Genomic DNA, 21855 nt, shown 5'->3' with positions numbered 1-21855 from the left:
GTGGATACAGTTTTTTCGATAGTCAGGCTATTTTTTATGGTTAAAATGACCTCTATTAAGCAGGTCTAAATTCCTGATTAAAGAACTCACGTGTGGCTTGCGTACAAGCCGTACTGACCAGACCGCCGTGATAGTTGCCCAATACAGCAACGCTTGCAGGTATGCCTTGCTGTGCTCCTGCAGCTACTACGCGTTGAAGGTTTTGGTTAAAGTTACTTTGAACACTTGTTACCACAGAATTAATATTCCATTGGTTCATGGACGCCTGTCCAATAAGTTGAGCATTAGGAGTATTAGGACGATCATCAGCTGTCGTCGCATCAACATCTAATACTGTCACGTTAACGGTAAGGGCTGGATTTTGTGCGACACTCCCTTGAATAATAGCGGCCATTGAACTGGTATTTAGGTCATAAAAAACCGTTGGATCTTGATTACCACCACATAGCAGAGTTGGCATTTTTGGTACATACCCACGTAGATCATTGGCTTTTAAGGCTTTTCGCAAGTTGTTTTGTGGATTGGCTGCTGGTAATGCTCCTGTCATCGCGATTAGGCTATCAGGGTTCTGTAATGCATCTGCGACATAAGCGGTACGGAAGTCTGTTTTGATCAGATAGTTATCATCCGCGAAGCCAATAGAGGCAAAGGGAACGGTAGGCGCTGGTAGAAGATCAAGCGTAGGATTGTTTTCAGGATCTTTTTCAAACAGCGCATTATCAGGCAATTTATTAGCAGCGACCAACTCACCAAAGCTCAATAAACTTGGTAATTGTGTGTTTGCATAGTTGGCAGTGAATATATCAGCAGTATTGTTATAGACATTGCCATACGCATTTTGGAGACCAGATGCCAGTAGCGGTGCAAAACGCGATGCGCCGATATTGACGTTACCCGAAAATATTGCATCACCAAACGCTGCTAGTGCATAAGGCCCTGATAAAGGTGCAATGGCAGTGACAGGCTCATCATTTTTCTCGAACATTCTTGCAGTTGCCATCGCCACATGCCCACCCTGAGAGTAACCACTGATGAATAACTTACCAGAGTCATCAAGGTTGGTGTAATCAGGATCATTAGCGCGCTGTTGTCTTGCAATGATGGTACGGGCACTGTCTAATGCATCAGCCATGTCAGTGGCTTGTTGTTCAGCCACAAGGTATGGATGGTAATCAAGATCAGACTCATCATAACCAGCATAGTTTGGTGCAACGACGATGTAGCCTTGAGCGGCAAAGTTGGCAGCGATTAATGTCGCCTCACCAGCGGCTGGATTTTGAGGATTAGCGACTTGACTAAAATCATAGCCTTTGTCCGTAGTTGTGCCATGGGCATACAGCAAGATAGGTCGATCGCCTTGACAGTCAGCACTGTCGCCACTTGGTAGCATCAAAGCTGCTGTCGCGTTGGTACGCTCCCCCGCTGCCCCTACTGTCGGATAGCTGACTTTTTCGATTGTGATATCGCATTTGGCATCAGGGGTTGCCGTACCATCAAGACCAAACTGGGTATTTATTTGCGCGGTGTTAAATGAGCTGATTGATTTAACTGACGTCGCAGAGTCAGAGCCTATGACAGCATCAAAGTCATTGTCATCGCCACAACCGACGAGTAGCAAGCTACTGGCAATAGCGACGGATAATAGGCAGCGCAGCATCACAGGCTTGCCCGTCGTAATGGATACTGATTGATGGGTACTGCTAGATGATTTGTTATTTATAGTGGTAGTAGATTTAGATACGATCATGGTTGCTGTCCTTAGCGGTGGTAGATCAGACGTTTGCTGAGAGTCCTTGACAATAAAAAATTTCAGTATGGCAGACTCTTTTTATCGATTGGTTTTTATCGAATACAGTGAAGTATCAAATATTCTCAATAAAACTTACTCAATAATTGTTTCTTAAACCTTACTACTTATACCGTAAAATATTGTGAAAAGCTACTGGAAAACATGCACTTAACAGCATCTTTAACCTGATAGTAAAATTAGTATTATTGTCAAACCTAGCTTAGATTTTGTCTTTGTTGTACGATGTTCCAAAATACAACCTTAATACAGATAGCGCTTTATGCAAACCAATAGTGAAAGTACAAAAGAACATGACAACCAATCGGCTGATCTGACACAACCAAGCGCTGCATCAGGCGATATACGTGCCGATCGTAGCTTCGATGCGATTGCGGATCATTTTGAAAAAAAGGTCTACGGTGGCTTAAAAGGCGATATTCGATTGGCAGTGCTACGCCGTGATATCTTTGAATATAGCGCGCAAATGAGTGAAAGCCTTGGGCGACCTTTACGTATTTTGGATGTAGGTGCAGGGCTTGCGCAGATTGCAATAGAGCTTGCAGCTCAAGGTCATACATTGGTCATCAATGATATCTCAGCTAATATGCTAGAAAAAGCGAAAGCGAGTACCGCGCAGATAGATGAAGACCTGAATATCACATGGTACGTTTGCCCCTATCAGGAGCTGCCAGAAAAGTTAGACAAAGAAAAGCATGAAAAGTTTGATTTAATCATGTGTCATGCGCTGCTTGAATGGTTGGCAGAGCCCGCTGCGGTGATGGACTTTTTTGATCAGCAATTAACGGATAATGGTGCGCTATCTTTATGCTTTTATAACCCAGCAAGCTTTGATTATCGCAATCTGATCATGGGTAATTTCAACTTACTCGACAATACAGAATATAAGGCGGATAACAAAAAAAGCCTCACACCCAACCATCCTGTCGCCAAAGAAGAAGTTGAATCTTGGTTGACGGCGCATCATTATCAGACCATACGTACCAGTGGTCTGCGCGTATTTCATGATTATGCCCCGCTTAAGCGTGGTGGTCACAATGACCCAGATGCCGTGATACGCATGGAGCTGCGCTACTCGCAATTAGAGCCGTATAAACGGTTGGGACGTTATTTGCACATATTGGCGACGCGATAAGCGTAAGTGCAAGCCGCAGTTGTTTGACGTAAACATGAATTAATATAGTCGCCGCAGTTTAAAATAGATATAAAGTAGATACAAGGCAGCCAAGCGTCAATAGCATACCGTGTGCATGTCGCGAGGTTAATTCCCTAATCACTTATAAATGCTGCGACTATTCTGTCTCATCAACTCTCTCTGACCTATCATACTCTGACCAAGTCGTCGCATTGATGTCTTTTTCATCAAATACTACGACATGCTCTAGGATAGGTAAAATACCAATCTGTGACCCAATCTCGTGATTATGGTGACTGGCGACTAAAGACAGTACCGTTTGCCCGTCATCGAGCTGCAAGCGATATAAATAGTTGGCACCGCGAAATACGCGTCCAACGACTAAAGCGGTTTGGTTGCTCTCATCGTCATGAATGATATCATCAGGGCGCACCAGCACCTTAATCGGTGTGCCATTAGGATAATCGTACTCGCAATACTGTGGATACCCTGATTCATCATACACTTCCATACGTCGATAGATATCGCCTAATGCCGTCTCAACATGGCCTTCTTTGATGATGCCATCTATCATCGCGCCTTCGCCGACAAACTCGGCGACAAAAGGACTGATTGGCTCGTGATATAGCTCACTTGGGGTTGCCCACTGTACCAGTTTACCTTTATGCATCACCCCCACTTTATCAGCCAGTGCAAAGGCTTCGTTTTGATCATGAGTGACCAATATTGCCGTGGTATTGGTGCGTTTAAGAATATCACGGACATTCATTGCCAATGATTCACGTAGCACCACATCTAGATTAGAAAACGGCTCATCAAGTAGTAATAGTTTTGGCTTTGGCGCTAATGCACGGGCTAATGCCACCCGCTGCTGCTGACCACCTGATAGCTCATTTGGACGTTTATCGGCATGCTCAGACAATTCAACCAGCTCTAGCATCTCAGCGACACGGGCTTTTTTGTCAGCGGCAGACCATTTATTCAAACCAAAAGCGATGTTTTTTGCCACGCTCAAATGCCCAAATAACGCATAGTCCTGAAACACCATGCCCATACCGCGTTTGGCGGGTGCGACTGCATATGAGTTGCGGTCAGTTTTATCAGTAAGACATTGATTGTTTAAGAGAACCGTACCATCCCGGCTTTGTTCCAGCCCTGCAATCGCTCTTAGTGCCGTGGTCTTACCGCAGCCGCTATAACCTAAAAAGCAACCAATCTCGCCTTGCTTCAATTCCAATGACAAACCATTGACGATAATCGTATCGTCATAACCAACGATTAAATCTTGCACACTAAAATAAGGACTAGTAGCCGTAGCTGCCTCAGTATTTGTATCAACATCTTGGCTAAAAGCACTGTTTTTTTCTAAAGACTTACTAGGCTGGGCGGGCGGCTTCTTAACTTGAGCAACTGGTAATTTTTTTATATGCTCCAGTCTTGCCTTGGCCTTTATTGACTTGGCATTGATTGATTTAGAGTCTGCTGAGCCTTTCATTGAATCAGTGTACATAGACGGTACCAGTTAGCTATTAGTAAATAAAACCCATAGATAAAACAGTGAAAACAATCATAAAATGGAGCGCTATCGGATAATGCAGATTCACTCTAAAAACACCTTAACCTTGCTTATCGCTTTGACGCAATAATATCCAAACAGGCAGCAGCCCAACCAGCACAATCAATAAACTGGGCAACGCAGCTCGTCCCCACATGCCTTCACTGGTCATCTCAAACACCCGCACCGCCAGCGTATCCCAGCCTTGGCGACGCGTCATTAACGTAATCGGCATCTCTTTCATGACTTCAACAAACCCCATCAATAGTCCTGTCAATATTCCTGGACTAATAACAGGCAACATCACTTGCCGCCAGCGCTGATAAGGACTGTCACTCAGTAATTTGGCAGCCGCTTCTTGATTGACCGTTAGTCGCTGTAGCTGTCGATCAACTGGCTGAAAACTCACCGTCATAAAACGCGTCGATAATGCCAATAGCATCACAATCACACTGCCTGATAGTACTTGCTGCGTGGTAATCCCGAAGGCAATCATTTGGTTGTCTAGCCAAGCAATTGGGATAAAGATGCCCACTGCCAATACTGTGCCCGGCACCACATAACCCAAATTTGCCAAAGTAGTCATGAGCTTGGTCAATTTATCAGGATACTGCCGCTTAATCCACGCAATGATAATCGCCAAAAAGGCAATAAAAATCGTGGTCATGCTAGCAATCATGAGGCTATTGGTCACAAAATCAATATAGCGCGCATCGAAATCTTGGCGAAAATTCAATGCCGTCCAGTAGATGAGCTGCAAAAATGGGATTAAAAAAGCGCCAGCAAATACCAAGGTACACAGCAATGTCATGCCCAATTTCGCAGGCGTGCTGGCATCAAAACGCTGACTGCTGCCTTGAGTCACGTTATTGCCGCGCTTGGTTTGCCAATACTGCTCAAACAATACCACAATAAAGATTACACCGATGAGCAAAGCCGCCAATTGTGCCGCAGTGGTCAAACTAAAGAAACCAAACCATGCTTTGTAAATAGCCGTGGTAAAGGTATCAACATTAAAGACTGACACGGCACCAAAGTCTGCCAAGGTTTCCATACTGGCAAGCAATAGTCCGCCAATAATCCATGGCAATGCTTGTGGTAATGCCAACCGGAAAAACACGCGGCTACGGCTTAAGCCCAGCATTTGTCCTGCTTCAATCGCGCGCCTGCCTTGCGATAAGAACGCTTGACGCGCCAACAAATAGACATAGGGATAAAATGCTAGGGACAATACCAAACCTGCTCCCCAGACATTACGGATCGAAGGAATCGCTGCATCAAAGCCTAGGTCACGCAAACCTGTTTGTAATGGTCCACTAAAATCAACAATACCAATGGTGACAAACGCCAATACATAAGCAGGTATCGCCAGTGGTAACATCAGAGCCCACGAAAAAAAACGCTGTCCAGGGAAGCGGTACATACTGGTTATCCAAGCAAGCGCGGTGCCAATAGTGCCAGACACGACCGTTACCATCAGCAATAAAATTGCGGTATTTTTAAGCACTTGCGGCAGTACATAATCTGCCATGTGCGTCCAGATATCGGCAATTGGCTGCGTCCAAGATAGCAACACAATCAAAATTGGCAAAAGCATAAACGACGAAATCAGTCCTAAGACTGATTTTGAGATAATACGTTTACGGACGGCGCGGTCTTGGCTGACAGTCTGCTTTCCATCAATATTATGATTATCCATATTGTTGGCATTAGCACTATCATTGACTGTATCGTTTTGACGTACAGACGCGTCTGGCGTTTTGATCATATCATTATTACCGTGTCATACGCATAAAGACCTTATAACATTATACCAAACTCAAAAATACGGCTAAAAACACCGTCTGCTTTGAACATAAACACTATCATTTAGCCTATCAAGCTTGATACTCGTGCTTGATAGGCATTGTCATTTTTGAGAATGATATGACTGTCAATACCTTATTTATAGCCTGCTTTGTCCATCAACTGAATGGCTTGGGTTTGTAGCTCACCAAACTTTTGCACATTGATATCGTCTTTTTTGAACTCACCCCATGATCTGAGCATTTCTGACTCATCAACCCCTACTTTTACTGGGAATTCTTTGTCTGAGCTGGCATAAAGACCTTGCGCCTCATCAGAAGACAACCACTCTATCAGTTTAAGCGTCCCATCTGGATTGTCTGAACCTGCGACCACACCAGCACCTGAAATATTTACGTGTGTACCAGTCGTGCCTTGGTTTGCCCAAAATATCTTCACAGGGAAGTTAGGTTTTTCATCGAGCAGACGACCGTAGTAGTAACTATTGGCAATGCCCACTTCACACTGACCAGCAGCGATGGCTTCTAGCATACTGATATCATCACTGAACACGTCAGTCGCTAAGTTAGCGACCCAACCACGGACGATTTCTTCGGTTTTCTCTTCGCCCAAATGCTCCATCATACTGGCCACAAGCGACTGGTTATAGACCTTTTTAGAGGTACGTAAGCATAACTTGCCTTTCCACTTCGGATCGGCTAAATCTGCATAAGTAGATAATTGGTCGGCACTGACTTTACTTGGGTCATAAAAGATCGTACGAGCACGCAATGATAGCCCTGTCCACTGACCTTTTGGATCACGATATTTGGCAGGAACGTTGGTCTCTAACACAGTAGAGGATACTGGTTGTAACAAGCCTTGCTGAGCGGCTTGCCATAAGTTGCCAGCATCAACCGTGAGCAGCATGTCGGCTGGCGTGTTCTGACCTTCAGCTTGCAAACGCGCCATGAGCGGACCTGTACTATCTGTGACCAGCTCAATCTTCACACCTGTCTGTTCGGTATAACGGTCTAGCAATGGCTTAATCAGCTGCTCATTTCGCGAAGAATAAATAGTAATCGTCTGACCACCTTCACTCGTAGCACCATCATTAGCAGCTGGTTGCTCAGTAGCCGCCGCTGATGTCTCCGCCTCCACGCTCTCTTCTGTTGTAGATGAATTGCTACAACCAGCCAGTCCCAACATCATGCCAAATACGGCAACAGGCAAGATAAGCTTAGTAGAAGTTAGGTTAGCGCTAATGGCATTCAATGACATGGTTTTCCCCATAATGATGCTACGAAAAGGTGAGATAAATAGATGAGATGACAATAAGATAAGACGGCGCTAAAGACCTCTAACAATAAGGTTTAATCACGCGATAATCTCTGAAACAACATACTAATAGAAATGAGATTAATTATCAATACATTTGTTTAACTCAGAAATACACCGATAATTTGGCTCAATTGTCTCTTCTTAAGGATAAATTTATAGATCTTCACGGAGCAATATATAGATTTTCTAAGTGATGGCACGTCTTAATTATCTTTCAACGATCTGCTGATTCACGACAGCAACCATTGACCTAAAATCACATTGACGGCGGCTTCTGTACGCAGGATACGCGAGCCTATAGTGACTGCCGCGCAGCCTTGAGTGGCAAGCAGTGCTATTTCATAATCAATCCAGCCGCCCTCGCTACCGATACAAACCAGACTTGGCAATCCTAACGATGGCTGCTGTCGTAGATACTGTGTAAAGGATAGCTCACTATACGGGTGCGCCACGATGGCTCGATTGGTTACCAAACCTGCCAGCTCGTCTTCCACGAATGGCTTAAAGCGTTTTTGTAAAGTGATACGAGGCGCTATGGTGTCAACTCCTTGTTGCAGCCCTTCTAATACAAACTCATCAAGGCGCTCAAGCATCGGACTTTGCCAATAGCTTTTTTGCGTGCGATAGCTATTGATTAAGATGATATCGCGCACCCCAAGCGCGGTCATATCTATGATTAAGCGGCGTAGCACTTTAGGACGCGGTAGTGCCAACACAACGGTCAAATCCAGCTTCGGTGGCGGCGCAGTGGTGAGCTGAATATCACGCAACTGAATCGCATCAGAGCGGATGCTCTCAATCACAGCAGTGCCCAAATGACCGCCCATTTGACCGATTTTCAGCGTATCACCAACTTTTGCTGTTAGTACTTTATTGACGTGATTTATTTGTGATAATTCATCAATATATGCCGCATCCGAAGAGAAGTTTTCAATGGGTAATAGTAAACAATTCATAGCAGCTCTTGGCTTGGTTGTTGAATAGCATGCTGCTCGACAACCTCTTTAATCATGGTAAATTGGCGGGTCAATACGGCTTGCTGTTGTCTTGTCATTCGCGCGCCAGCTTGCCCTGCTTGTGCCGCTACCTCAAGATCACTGAGCCAAGACACTAGCTGCTGATAAATGAGCGCTACATCCTCTTTAGCGGCAGGTTTCTTACGAGAGGATTGTTGATTCGTATCATCATTAGTAGTAGCCGTATTAACAGTAACGGGACGATAGAAAACATTGTTTGGCTGATATAACGCGCCGACCTCCGCCAATTTATCCACCACGCTTTGACAAGACTGCGTATAGCGCCCCATGAGTACAGGCGTTGCCACACTCGCTGGCTCAACAGGATTGTGCCCACCGACATCCACTAACGAGCCGCCGACCAGTGCCACATCTGCCAACTTATACCATGACATCAGCTCACCCATGCTATCAGCCAGATAGACTTGTGTGTCTACATGAATGCTATCTTCTGCACTACGCCGTGCCATTGTTAATTCAGACGCTTGAATGAGCGCTGCTACTTCATCAAAACGTTCAGGATGTCTAGGTACAATGATAAGCAGCGCATCAGCGAGCGCGGGATGAGACAATAGCTGTTGATGCAATGATAGTGCCGTCTCTTCTTCGCCACTATGGGTACTTGCGGCAACCCAAATCGGTCGACCAGCGATATTCATCTCTTTTGCTAATGTGGACTCTTTGACCGATTCAGAATATTGGTTTGGTACGCTAGGATTTTCTGTATAGTTATTTTCTGTATGAGCTTCTATATCAGCCGCTTTATCTTCAGTTTGAGGCGTATTAATCACCCATTTGAGTGAACCTGCGACACGAATTTGCGCGCTATTCGCACCCAATTGTCGAAAGCGTTTCGCTGAGTCGCTGTCTTGGGCGATAATCAAAGTCAGATTTTTCATCATACTGGCACTGACCGCAGCAATTTTTTGATAACTTTTAAAAGAAGACGCTGACAGCCGACCGTTGACCAAGATACTGGGAATATGGTGTTCGGATAATTTGGTTAGGATATTTGCCCACAGTTCCGTTTCTACAAACAGAGCAGCGATGGGCTTGACATGCGCCAAAAAAGCCTCAATCACAGTTGGGCTGTCGACAGGTACGTAGCTATGGCTCATCCGACCTTGAGCAATATCATCGGCGAAACGGCTGGCACCGCGAGCAAAACCTGTCTGCGTGGTATTGGTTAACCATATTTGATAGCCATCAGCCAATAATGTATCTAATAATGGCGCGACAGTATTGGTCTCGCCCAATGACACCGCATGACACCAAATCACACCTTTAGCGGTTTGCGCATTAGTCACTTTAGCCACTGGTCGTGGCGGATATTGTTTGCCAAAACGCTGCGCCACTTCTTGCTGATAGTTGTCGCGGTTGTGTGAGCGTTGCCAAACTTGCAGTCGATATAGCGGCTTAAGTAAGCCAATGGCGCACTGATAATACAAAGGCGCAGTATAAACAGTGCGACTGGGCAACGATACTGGGTCAGTCGCTTCTAAAGCACAATCAGAGGATATAGGAGAAGATGGCATAAAGTTGCCCAGATTAGTAATGGCTTAAATAATATAGTCAATTCACTATAAAAAAGTGACGGCATTAACCTCTTTAAATTAAATCGACTATAGTAAGGTGACGGTAAAAAATGCGCCAATTCTACCTGAATTTAGCGATTAACAATACGCTTTACAGCGTGTTGCCATAAAATATTTTAGACAATAATTAGGATCAATATTGATACTACGAGTATGGCGGCGAATAACAACTGATAGCGCTTCATGCTATGTTGCTCTTGTTTTTGTGTCGTTATCAGCGCTTGCGCCTGTTGCCACTGCCCTACTACGCTCGCCGCTTCCACGTGTCCATTCTCCGCTGCTTGCTCTAGCCAATATTTACCAGTGTCTATATCTTGCACTACGCCAACCCCTTGGTAATACATCTTGCTTAGTAGGCGCTGCGCACGACTGTCGTTTTTGCTGGCTGCCTGCTTAACCCACTCAACCCCTGACGCTGTAGCAGCACCCTTATCAACCGTTAATCCTTCGCCAAGTAACTCATACATTGCCAAATGTAGCATGGCAGCACTATTACCCGCCTGCGCCGCCTCTTGTAGTGTTAATAACGCTTGCTTTTTTGTCGTCAAATGACTCTCTGAAAAGCGCATTTGCGTGCGCGGCTGACTTTGCTTGGCAATATGCTGTTCTAACTGCTCCAACACTTTATGGGCTTGCTGATACTCACTATTGCCAGCCGTTTGAATGACCTCTATGTTATCCAGCTCTACGAGCAATTGCATAAAAATCGCGGGCGTTGGCAATTCTTGAGGAGAAGGCACTAACGATGGTAGTGGCTGCTCTAATACCGTATTTTCTGAGGTTGTATGAGGTTGCACTGTTTCTGATTTAGACAGCACAGGCTTAGTTTGGCTCTCTTGCTGAGACAGGTTCTGAGATTTTGGCGCATCATATGGCGTATGACTCAACCCTTCTTTTTCTAACGGTTCCTGACTATCAACCGTTTTAATGCGCTCTAGACTAGCGCTTGTATCTGGTGTGCTGATATTAATGGCTGGTGTGATCGAATTAGTAACGTGATTGTCGTGCGCATGTGGCAACCTTGCGCTAACCGCTTGATACAGACCACTCGCCACTTGACCGCCTTGTACCGCCTCAAACGGCCGATCAATATGACCAAATAGACGCATCCCTATCGGCTCTAGCGCAAAAAACAATGACGTAACGCTATTAGCATCAGCCGACTGACAATAGACAACTGCCAGATGTTGATAAAAATCATCGGTTGTAAGAGCCAGTTCAGGATAGCGCTTATGTAGCTCAAATTGTCCATAACAATGCGGCGTACTTTGCCAGTGCTGCGCCAATACTCGCCCTGCATAAAACGCCAAAAATACCATAAAGTTACGATAGCGTTCATCGAGCAATAATCTCTCTTCATGCCATCGACCAGTTTTAACCATCTCACGGCGTATGTGCGACAGCAGCGTATCGACTCGCTGTAAGCTGGCCAATGACTCATCTAATATACAATCGCGAAGCTCGCTCTCGTAAGCAATGCCACCAGCGATAGGACGATCCGCTAGAAAGTCTTGCCAATAGCCTGCTGCAATATAATCAAAGGGCGTTAGAGGTGATGCAGACGATGCATACATAGACAAGCGCATCCTTTATCGGGATAAATTAATAGTAATAAAAATAAGGTCATCATGGGACTAAACTGATATCAGTCGTTTACCTTACCCTAAAATCGAAAATGCTACAATAAAGGACTAAACAAGCGTACCACATTATCAAACAAACGCTCTGCACCATGGCGCTGTTGCCACTGCTCTAAACTCAAAAAATGGCAACTTTGTAAGTAGACTTCTTGGCAATCAGCCACTTGAGCGACCATCTCTGGTGTATAAATGGCCAAACTCACTTCCATATTTAGATAAAAACTGCGCATATCGATGTTTACAGTACCAAATAAACAATAATCATCATCGATAACCACTGTTTTGGTATGCAACAAACCACCCTTAAACAAGGCAATCGTCACGCCTGCATCGAGTAGCTCTTGATAATAGGCTTGTGACGCATGCTGTACAAGAAACGAATCCACCTTTTCAGGGACAATCAGCGTCACCTCAACCCCGCGTTTGGCAGCGATTGTTAATGCTCCCGAGAGCGCCTCGTCAGGTACAAAATACGGTGTGGTAATGCGAATACGTTTATTGGCGCGATGAATAACGGTCACCAATGTATTGTAAATCACATGGGCCGTCACTTGCGGTGCGGAGGGTATCAGCTGCGCCAGCACCCCTTCTACCATTGGCATCTTCGGTATCACAATCGATGTCGAGCCGATATTTGGCTGCTTATAATAGTCGATCTCACCAGCCAATACCTTTACCCGACTGTTTAAATCATTAATGGTTGGGTTCATCACATATAGTTTACGAGTATAGCCATTTACTCGCTGATTGAGCGCGTCTAAATTGTCATTGTTTTCCGCACCAATATCCGTGGCTACCACGATTGCCATGGCTGTCGTAATACTAATAGAGTGTTGACTGGTCGTGCGTATCGCCACATCGATCCACTGTCCAACGTTTTTATTTTGTTTAAAAAATCTTGGATCGACCAAGTTAAAGCTACCGATATAGCCAATGTGCTCATCAATCACCACAATTTTACGATGATTGCGCAAGTCAGAGCGCTTAAATAGAGTTTTAAACAAACCCACTGGCAGTGACTGATGAACAAAAACACCTGCTTTTTCTAAAGTACGATGCGCGCTACTATTAAAAAAACTAAAGCTGCCCACGCTATCGGCCAAGATATGACACTCAATGCCACGCTGCGCTGCTGCTGACAACGCCTCTATCACCTCTAGTACTTGTCCCTTAGGATAAACAATATAAAACTCCATCAGGATAATACTCTGAGCGGCATTGATATCTTCGATTAATCGCTGAAAAATAGTATGAGGATCTGTCAATAGCTGCATATTGTGATTAGGAAACACGCCCAGCCCCGTCCAACGCGTGCCTATTTGACTGACACCGCGGTAGTTGGCTGGCAGCAGCTCTTGTCCCTGATCAAAAACCAAATTCTCACGCCGTGCCATATCATCCATCAATAAGCTTGCTTGGTCTACCCGTTGACGATAGCGCCGCCCTATCATCGGCTCACCCAATAGTATATAAGCGATAAAACCGAAAAGAGGCAAGGTATAGAGCATAGCAATCCAAGCAATAGACACACCGATATTGCGCTGTACTGATACAACACGTAGCGTCATTACTATCATGAGAACAATATGCAATACCAGACCCAAGCCTGCGAAGTCTCCCCAAGACCAGGTCGTAAAAGTTTGTTCAATAGTGGAATTTTCTATGCCCGCCTCCAACAATCAACATAAAATAAAGCATGAGTCGTAAAACACCCTCAATAGTATAGTAGTTTTTGACCATCAAACAATGACTAACCATAATAAGTTTTTAGGCAGCAACCTTAGGAAACACGTGCCTCAGACTACTATTAATAATAACTTTCAGACAGTATTTTCAATTATTTTTCAAAATAGTTAAAAAACTGTTTGACAGCCATGTGTAAATCTATATAATACACACCCACAGCAGCAGAGCTTAGTGACAAACTTAGAGCTCAGTTGATGTTGAATAAATTGCATAGCAATTGTTCGAAGGGTGATTAGCTCAGTTGGTAGAGCGTCTGCCTTACACGCAGAATGTCGGCGGTTCGAATCCGTCATCACCCACCACTATTTAGTATAGCGTTACTCTCAAGTAGTAGGCTAAGTGGTTAAATAAACTAAGTACGACCTAAGCAGCGGTAGTTCAGTTGGTTAGAATACCGGCCTGTCACGCCGGGGGTCGCGGGTTCGAGTCCCGTCCGCTGCGCCATATTTAGTAAAAAGCTAAAACGAATTTAAACTGTAAAGTTTAAGCAAGTTTCGCCTCAAGTATTAGTTTACTTGAGGTTTTTTTGTGTCTATTAATTCTGCCTTACCTCTATTCACTTGCCTCTCATATCATTTGTCGTAAACCACCCTACCAGCTCTTCTCACTACTCTGAATCGTAATAATTATTGCTAGTGGTTTAGCCTATCAACTACTTCAACACATCTCCTTATTTACAAAAATAATAAAGCTGACCATTTAGTCAGTTAATTTAATAAAATCATAAACTTAGCTAATATCAAATACTTAGAAGGCTTGATAGACCATTATTTTGAGCCAGCTTATGGTTGTTACTCATTATAAAACATGCTTAACTGTTTCAAAGTGTTAAGAATTATTGCGGATAATATAGCCAACAGAGCATTTTTTATACTTTTGACAATACTTATATTGATAGCATTTATCTTTATTATTTTAGATTACTATCAAAAATTGACCGCGCTTCGTCCTTAGCAGCATTGACCCGTTTTGACAGGAAGTTAAAACGCGCTTCTGTCATATACCCAGCCTGCTAGGATGACCCACTCTATATAAAGGAATATTACTGTGCGTTATCACTTGTTTGTAAACCTGCCACTGGCTAGCCAATTATGTAGAACCAATATTCAGAAAAAACTGTTTTTTAGTAGCTCATTAACCACCGCTTTAGCCGCGATCGTTGCCTTGGGTACGATGAGCAGCAGCCATGCAAAGGTGCTTTTCACCGATACCAGTCTTTCTGTACTGTATGGTAATGACTATGAACTGGTAGAAGCCGGAGAATTGACGACCATCACTCTGGAGCACGCATCCACCCACAGTTGGGGCGGCGTGTTTTTCTTCGTCGATCGCCATCAAGGCGCAAATGATATTGAAAACAATAGATTTAAAGAAACGTATGGTGAGTTTGCGCCCAAGCTTAAGCTCACAACTTTCGATGATAGCTTTATCAAACAGCTCAATCTAGCGGGGCAATATGAGTTTGGCTCGAACAGCAAAGGCTTTAGCCAAGACAACTATATGATAGGACTAGGGGCAGATTTGAATGTCCCTATTTCAGGTATGAAGTACGCCTCTGCTTCCCTATATCATGTCTTCAATGATAATACTGATGATGACCAGCAAATCACCTTAACTTACGGTTGGGAGAAAAATAACGTTGTGGTCGATGGTTATGTAGACTACTCTTTTAACAACGACGACTTAAAAAACCAACTACATATCAATCCGCAAATAAAGTATAACTTACAACCACTATTAGGCATTGATAATCGCTTAGAGGTCGGTATGGAATATAGTTACTGGAAAAATAAGTATGGCAGTGATACGACTCAAAACGTGCCTAGCGCTCTAGTGAAGTTTCATTTTTAACCGTCTAATTGGTTTGACGAATAGTTCTAAAACAGCTCTCAACAGTTTCTCAATAAAATAAACAGTTTGTTAATAAAACAAATAGTCCTCATGCAACCTGTCAATTTTGCATGAGGACTATTTGTTTTATATTTGGTAGATTAACCCTTAGGATTCCACTGATTCTCAAGCTGGATACGCATTCATACGTTTTATAAGGCTGTTACGACGTATAATTATTGGCTATTTATAGCCGCTAAATAATCATTTTTAACTGACTTTATCAATGGCTATGTTTCAAAATTATTCAGCATTTTTTTATTATGAAAGGGACAAAATATGGAATATAACCACATACCCAGACAATCATTGGGCTTCTTTCCCACTCCATTAATAGCACTCAGCAGATTGAGTAAAGCGCTTGATGGCCCTACTATTTTTATGAAACGAGATGACAACACGGGACTGGCATTGGGTGGTAATAAAACCCGTAAGCTTGAATTTATCATGGGTGATGCCCTTGCTCAAGGTGCTGATTGCGTGATTACGGCAGGTGCCGCACAATCAAACCATTGTCGCCAAACTGCTGCCGCAGCTGCAAGCTTGGGACTTGACTGCCATTTAGTATTGGGTGGAGAAGAACCCGAACAAACAAGTGGCAATCTTTTATTAGACAAAATTTTTGGATCACACATCCATTGGGCAGGCGCCAATCGCAAAGGAGAAGACATTCCTAAAATCGTTGAGCAGTTAACAAAACAAGGCAAAAAATCATATGTCATACCCTATGGCGGCTCCAATGAGCTGGGTGCTTTAGCGTTTGTAGAAGCTTTTAAAGAGTTGGAATCGCAACGCGAAAGCATGAACCTATCATTTACTCATATCGTTTTTGCTTCTAGCTCTGGGGCAACACAAGCCGGCTTGATGCTTGGCAAAAAAATACTCAATTCGCCCGCCCAAATCGTAGGTATCAATATCGATAAAGGTGAAACAGACAAAGTGCCTTTTGATCAGTATACCGTCGCGCTTGCCAATAGCACGGCCACCCTTATCGGTGCCGATCATCAGTTTTCAGAAACCGATTTAACACTCAACTCTGATTATGTGGGCGAAGGCTATGGCGTGGTTGGTACATTAGAAAATGAAGCCATTGCGATGACAGCTCAAACAGAAGGCATACTTTTAGATCCTGTCTATACGGGTCGTGCGATGGGCGGACTCATAGATATGATTCGGTCTGGCAAAATCAAGAAAACCGATCGTGTCTTATTTTGGCATACGGGCGGTGCACCAGCTTTATTTGCCTACTCAAGTGACTTAGATATGATGAAAAAAAATGGATAAATAAATTTTAACGCATTAACTCAAGCTATAGGTATTAACTGCAATCTTATGAGCGTTGATTCAGCCGGCTCACACTAGCAATCAACGCCACCATAACCACTCCCATAATGATGAGAATCCCAGACATCATGTGCGCTGCCTCGTAATTTAGCGCCTCTACTTGCTCATATATCGCAATCGAGACCACTTTAGTCTCATCGGCTATACTACCCCCTATCATCAAAACCACGCCAAACTCACCAATAGTATGGGCAAAACTTATTAAGCTGCCGAGCACAATACCGACACGCGCTTGTGGCAGAGCGACTCTGAGAAACCGCTTGAAACGGCTTGGCTCCAATAAATGTGCCACTTCCATCACGCTTTGTGGAATACGTAAAAATTGGGCATAAACAGGCTGAATATAAAAAGGCAAGGAGTAAATAATCGAACCAATGACAAGACCTTCAAAGGTAAATATCAAGGGGCTGATATGATGTTCGCTAAGCCATTTACCAATACCGACACTAGGGCTTAACAGTAATAAAAGATAAAAGCCAATGACGGTAGGCGGCAAAACCAATGGCATGGCAATGATGCCCATAAGCAAGACTTTAAGACGTGCCACAACTTGCCTACGACTGGGCTTAGCGAGCCAATAAGCCACAGGCGTTGCAAACAGTAGTAGACAAATGGTAGTGACCCCAGCAAGCTTAATACTGACCCAAAATGGACTAAGCATATCGGACATAAGAGATTGGTCTATCATAATGCCACTGCTCGTTGCCATTCGTTATGAGGATAAAGGATCTATTGTATCTAATATTAAAAGATTGAACAGACAAATATAATGTCAGCTCTTATAAATAGCGCGTTGATAAACAAAGCGCATGAATAAACAAACATTGTAGCGTTTATCAGTCACAGTATCAGTCTTCTTGTGTCGATATTATTTATTGAAACCTAACAAGATTAAAGTCTGTTGAAAAATAATCATAGCGTAAAATAAAAAAGCACCCTAATAAGGTGCTTTTTTATTTTATTCACTAAGCTCATCGTATTAAATATTACCGTCAAAAATGATGGTTAAAAAATTTCTTTTAGCACGCTAATATGAGAATTAATACGAGTCAAAAAAAGTTCTATCAACCTGTTTCACCACGAAGCTAACGATGACGCACTACGCTGAGTAATAAAGCCGTCTGGAGTCTGACCATTGTCTGCTTGCCAGCGCTGGAACGCCAACCGAGTATTGGTACCCACGATACCGTCAGCGCCTTTAGTGTCATAGCCTGAGTTGGTCAAACGCTGCTGTAAATTTCGTACTTGAGCTGTGGATAATGGACGCTCATAACGCGGCCATGATTTCTGTAACCCGCCTTGTCCTGCAAGCGCTTTACCCAACAAGCTGACACCTAGCGCATAGCTCGATGAGTTATTATAAACTTTGATCACATCAAAGTTTGGGCTGAGTAGCAACACTGGACCATCCTTGCCAGCTGGTAGCCACAGCTCCATTTCAGTATTGGCATCCAAATAAACATCAGCTATCGTATCAACACCCATCGCTGCCCATCTCGCGGCAGGCTGCTTACTACCAACCATGGAATAATCGAATGAGGCAGGAATGGTCGCTTCGTAAAATGGCGCTAGACCTCGAACCCAACCTGAGTTGCTCAAATAATTAGCGGTGGACGCCAGTGCATCGCCCGTTGCCCACGGGTTACGGTGACCATTACCATCGCCATCCACTCCGTGCTTCAGCCAAGTATCAGGGATAAACTGCGTCTGTCCCATGCCGCCTGCCCAAGAACCATCGAGCTGCGACCAAGACACATCACCGCGCTGCAATAGCGTCGCTAATGACAACAACTGAGTTTCGGCAAATTCTTGGCGACGACCATCATAAGCCAGACTCGCAAGCGAGCTTGGTATGCTGCTATTACCCGTCACCACGCCGTATGACGACTCCATGCCCCAAATGGCAGCGATTATTTCTGCATTGACACCGTACTGCGATTCTAATTGCGATAAAAATGCCCGTTGCTCGGCGAACTTACGCTTACCAGTACTCACACGCCCATCAGATACGGCAGAATCGACATATTCCCATGGCATCTTAGAAAACTCTGGCTGTCCTGAGTCAAGTGAGATGACTTGCTGATTTAAATAAGCGGTATCAAGTAGACGACGCACCGTCGCTGCATCATGACCTGATGAAATCGCCCGCATAGAAAAATCCGACTTCCAATCAGAGAAGCTGTTATAGCTTGGCTTTGCCACTGGCTGCGGCTTGATGACAGGCTTCGGTGCTGGCTTCACTTGAATGGTTTGAGTTTGGGTAATCTGAACGTTGCCTTGACGCACGGGTTTGCTAGGTTTTTGCATTGCCTGTTGGCTGGTACACCCAACCATCACTAACGCAGGAAACAGAGCAAGATATTGTTTTTTTAACATCATAAAATTCTCAAGTATGAATAAGTAAAGCGACTCAAATAAACCGATTTAGTTAAGGCGGCTTTATTCAAACACTCTGAAATTCAAGCGCTCTGAATAAAGCCACTAAACTTGCCAAATCAGTCACAACTTGGCATCACGTTTAACGCCCCAGTACCGCACGTGGATCAATAGGATTGCCATTTAAGCGCACTTGGAACTCTAAGCCGACCTGATTGGTTTGACCACTGTTACCCATGTTTGCAATGCGCTGACCGCGCTGTACAGCATCGCCTTCTTTGACCAGTAGCTGACTATTATGCGCATAAGCTGTGATGTAATTATCACTATGACGAATCATAATAAGATTGCCATACTCTGGCAGACCATCGCCCGAGTACAGTACCGTGCCAGATTGGCTAGCAAGTACGGGATCACCGATATTACCAGCAAACCACATACCCATCGTGCCCGCTGCCGCATCAAAGTTACGGGTCACTTGATTGCGACTTGGATATTCATAGCCTGACGTTGCGTTAGCCGTCACTTCGTATACAGGGTTTTGTGAGCTATTATTAGGCACGCTCGTTACAGGTGGTCTGTACGTTGGCTGTGTCGTTGTAGGCGCGTTATAACGATTGTTATCGGCTGGCGTACCTTGCCACAGCTTGAGCCATTGACCACTATAAATCGTATACTTGCTGTCCAAACCATTGAGCGAACCGATTTGACGGTAACTGAGACGATAGCGCTCAGCAATCTGGCTGACCGTATCGCCACGCTGTACACGATGGTAGTTAGGAACGCCTTGTGCATTGGTAATAATCTTAGGTCCCGCTTGGTTGGCTGATTGGTAAGTAGGCTTGGTTGCACAGCCCACCATCGTTAACGTTGCTGCTGTTAAAGTACCTATCAATGCCACTGTTGCAAAGCGCGATCCAGCAATAAGCTTCTTCATACAAGATTTCCTATTCTTTATGTTACTCACAAACTCCTTGTGTTACTCACAAGCATTTTGCTAACTTTTATACCGTTTAGTATTTAGTATTTAGTATTTAGTATTTAGTATTTGGCAAATATCATTATCAATCACTCGATAGTAAACCATTTTCTAAGGCGTGTCCTCATTTTGAAAATGGTGATAAAAATGAGATAAATGGCAGCCAAATAAGAAAAATAGCGCAGATAATATCAGGATATTGACCAGCTGTTTGACGCATTTTGGCAGCGTAAATTTATAGCATTAACGCCGACAGCGTTTTAAGCGTGTCTGCTGGCGTATGATGCAGGCGCACTGGCGATAGACTAATATAACCCGCCGCTACCGCTTGATCATCCGTCAGATCTGTTGTGGAGGACTGCAAACCTTCAGTTTCTAATGGCAACTCATGTGGGCATTTACGTAGCGACAACCAATAAGCATCACGCCCACGTGGATCGACCACATGATGTACAGGACGCGCAATCTGACGGTGCCCTAACGCCGTTATTTTCCGACCTTTGATCTCATCAGCACTATCCACATCAGGAATATTAACGTTTAATACATGATAGGGCAAATTTTTGCAAGCATCTAATATCGATGTTTCTATCAATAATTTAACAATTTCAGCTGCCGCCATTTGATAATGACTGGTCTGCTCTTGCTTTTCTCCTTTGACGCTGCCGCCCACTAGGGAGGTCGCAATGGCAGGTATTCCAAAGAGCTGTGCGGTTAATGCAGCACCAAAGGTACCCGAAAATAAAACGTCTTGACCAAGATTGGCACCAGAATTGATACCAGTAATCACACTATCAAAACGCGTATCAGGATACAACTCATGCAATGCCAAATGTACACAATCCGCAGGCGAGCCATTTACCGCTATAAAACCAGAATCCAATTGATGAGTATATAATGGCATCGATAGGCTCAAAGCACTCGCGCAGCCACTTTGCTCACTGTTTGGCGCAACCACTACCACCTCTGCAATAGCAGACAGGGCTTGATATAATGCCAATAACCCTGGTGCATAAACCCCATCATCATTACTAATTAAAAATTTCATTCTCACTCAATATACTCATTAATGACCGCCTGTCCACTTATGAACTTTAGCCGCATAAAATTGCTATAATCAGACCCGAAAATGGTGGTTAGATTGTGTGATTATACTGTTGATACTGACATCTACATTGACTTTTTCTACATAAATAGTATTTATAAAAAGCATTTAGCGAGCGTCAAATGATAGCTGAATTTACTATAAAAGTTAAAAAAGCCATACCGCTATCAAAGTAAAATGACACTGTGTTTATATCACAGCATGGATATGGAAAAACTGATATAGCAAAACGTAGATGCCACTATAATTTTGGGCGATTATACCCTAATAATACGCTGACACGAACTCAGTCTTTGCGCAGAATCTATCCAATTTATAATTTTATCTCTATGATATCTGCATCAATAACAGCAAAAAAACTTGGCATGACGTTACAATAGGCAACACCTTACAACAATACAAACTTATATTTTTATGCTGACGTAACTTATGAGTCTATGCTGCTGATATGTTGCTCAAAAAGAGCTTTGGCTCACAAGATATCTACACATAAATCAATATTTTATGTGACTTTTGTTTTTTTACCCATTAACATATCACC

At 43.8% G+C, this 21855-nt stretch carries 15 protein-coding genes and 2 tRNA genes; 5 read left to right on the top strand and 12 right to left on the bottom strand.

Annotated elements, in window-relative coordinates:
• Nucleotides 1-55: 55 nt before the first annotated feature.
• Nucleotides 56-1747 carry an alpha/beta hydrolase family protein gene (locus tag JMW85_RS04570; RefSeq protein WP_201581080.1) on the bottom strand — a complete coding sequence of 564 codons (1692 nt, stop codon included), beginning with the start codon at nt 1745-1747 and terminating at the stop codon, nt 56-58.
• A 322-nt stretch (nt 1748-2069) separates the two neighbouring features.
• On the opposite strand from JMW85_RS04570, the gene JMW85_RS04565 reads away from it, so the two are divergent.
• Entirely contained in the window at nt 2070-2942 is an 873-nt protein-coding gene (locus JMW85_RS04565; RefSeq protein ID WP_201581079.1) for a methyltransferase domain-containing protein, read from the top strand.
• Nucleotides 2943-3099: 157 nt separating this feature from the next.
• Here JMW85_RS04565 and JMW85_RS04560 read toward each other — a convergent pair whose 3' ends face one another.
• The 7 genes from JMW85_RS04560 to JMW85_RS04530 all read right to left on the bottom strand — a co-directional run bounded on the left by JMW85_RS04560 (nt 3100) and on the right by JMW85_RS04530 (nt 13550).
• On the bottom strand, nt 3100-4452 hold the full coding sequence (locus JMW85_RS04560; protein ID WP_201581078.1) for an ABC transporter ATP-binding protein: 1353 nt from the start codon (nt 4450-4452) through the stop codon (nt 3100-3102).
• Nucleotides 4453-4558: 106 nt separating this feature from the next.
• Nucleotides 4559-6265 carry an ABC transporter permease gene (locus JMW85_RS04555; RefSeq protein ID WP_201581077.1) on the bottom strand — a complete coding sequence of 569 codons (1707 nt, stop codon included), beginning with the start codon at nt 6263-6265 and terminating at the stop codon, nt 4559-4561.
• Nucleotides 6266-6438: 173 nt separating this feature from the next.
• A complete protein-coding gene (locus JMW85_RS04550; RefSeq protein ID WP_201581076.1) occupies nt 6439-7563 on the bottom strand; it encodes an extracellular solute-binding protein in 1125 nt (374 codons plus the stop codon).
• 290 nt (nt 7564-7853) lie between these two features.
• On the bottom strand, nt 7854-8579 hold the full coding sequence (locus JMW85_RS04545; protein ID WP_201581075.1) for a 16S rRNA (uracil(1498)-N(3))-methyltransferase: 726 nt from the start codon (nt 8577-8579) through the stop codon (nt 7854-7856).
• Nucleotides 8576-10174 carry a 3-deoxy-D-manno-octulosonic acid transferase gene (locus JMW85_RS04540; protein ID WP_201581074.1) on the bottom strand — a complete coding sequence of 533 codons (1599 nt, stop codon included), beginning with the start codon at nt 10172-10174 and terminating at the stop codon, nt 8576-8578. Before JMW85_RS04540 ends, JMW85_RS04545 begins: the two co-directional genes overlap by 4 nt.
• Before the next feature lie 176 nt (nt 10175-10350).
• On the bottom strand, nt 10351-11808 hold the full coding sequence (locus tag JMW85_RS04535) for a tetratricopeptide repeat protein (protein WP_201581073.1): 1458 nt from the start codon (nt 11806-11808) through the stop codon (nt 10351-10353).
• A gap of 104 nt (nt 11809-11912) precedes the next feature.
• Nucleotides 11913-13550 carry a cardiolipin synthase gene (locus JMW85_RS04530; protein ID WP_201581249.1) on the bottom strand — a complete coding sequence of 546 codons (1638 nt, stop codon included), beginning with the start codon at nt 13548-13550 and terminating at the stop codon, nt 11913-11915.
• A gap of 296 nt (nt 13551-13846) precedes the next feature.
• Between JMW85_RS04530 and JMW85_RS04525 the strand changes: the two genes are divergently transcribed.
• The 4 genes from JMW85_RS04525 (at nt 13847) to JMW85_RS04510 (ending at nt 16794) form a co-directional block, all read left to right on the top strand.
• Nucleotides 13847-13922 (top strand) — tRNA-Val (locus JMW85_RS04525).
• A gap of 65 nt (nt 13923-13987) precedes the next feature.
• A tRNA-Asp gene (locus JMW85_RS04520) sits at nt 13988-14064 on the top strand.
• 603 nt (nt 14065-14667) lie between these two features.
• The gene (locus JMW85_RS04515; RefSeq protein WP_227681664.1) at nt 14668-15471 is read left to right on the top strand and encodes a DUF5020 family protein; all 804 of its coding nucleotides are present in this window, start codon (nt 14668-14670) and stop codon (nt 15469-15471) included.
• A 318-nt stretch (nt 15472-15789) separates the two neighbouring features.
• Nucleotides 15790-16794, top strand: coding sequence for a D-cysteine desulfhydrase family protein (locus tag JMW85_RS04510; protein ID WP_201581072.1), 1005 nt, complete (start codon nt 15790-15792; stop codon nt 16792-16794).
• A 46-nt stretch (nt 16795-16840) separates the two neighbouring features.
• Here the strand turns inward: JMW85_RS04510 and modB are convergent, their stop codons facing one another.
• From modB to surE, 4 genes are all read right to left on the bottom strand, one after another.
• Nucleotides 16841-17542: a molybdate ABC transporter permease subunit gene (gene modB / locus JMW85_RS04505; RefSeq protein ID WP_201581071.1), complete on the bottom strand. Its 702-nt coding sequence runs from the start codon at nt 17540-17542 to the stop codon at nt 16841-16843.
• Between the two features lie 386 nt (nt 17543-17928).
• Nucleotides 17929-19233: a lytic murein transglycosylase gene (locus tag JMW85_RS04500; RefSeq protein WP_055124471.1), complete on the bottom strand. Its 1305-nt coding sequence runs from the start codon at nt 19231-19233 to the stop codon at nt 17929-17931.
• A 139-nt stretch (nt 19234-19372) separates the two neighbouring features.
• A complete protein-coding gene (locus tag JMW85_RS04495) occupies nt 19373-20167 on the bottom strand; it encodes a M23 family metallopeptidase (protein ID WP_055124472.1) in 795 nt (264 codons plus the stop codon).
• 277 nt (nt 20168-20444) lie between these two features.
• Nucleotides 20445-21257 (bottom strand): 5'/3'-nucleotidase SurE, encoded by an 813-nt coding sequence (surE, locus tag JMW85_RS04490; protein WP_201581070.1) that lies wholly within the window; start codon nt 21255-21257, stop codon nt 20445-20447.
• Nucleotides 21258-21855: the final 598 nt, after the last annotated feature.

This window comes from Psychrobacter glacincola, from assembly GCF_904846075.1.
Taxonomy (GTDB): Bacteria; Pseudomonadota; Gammaproteobacteria; order Pseudomonadales; family Moraxellaceae; genus Psychrobacter; species Psychrobacter glacincola_C.
This window is presented reverse-complemented; position numbering and strand designations above follow the sequence as displayed.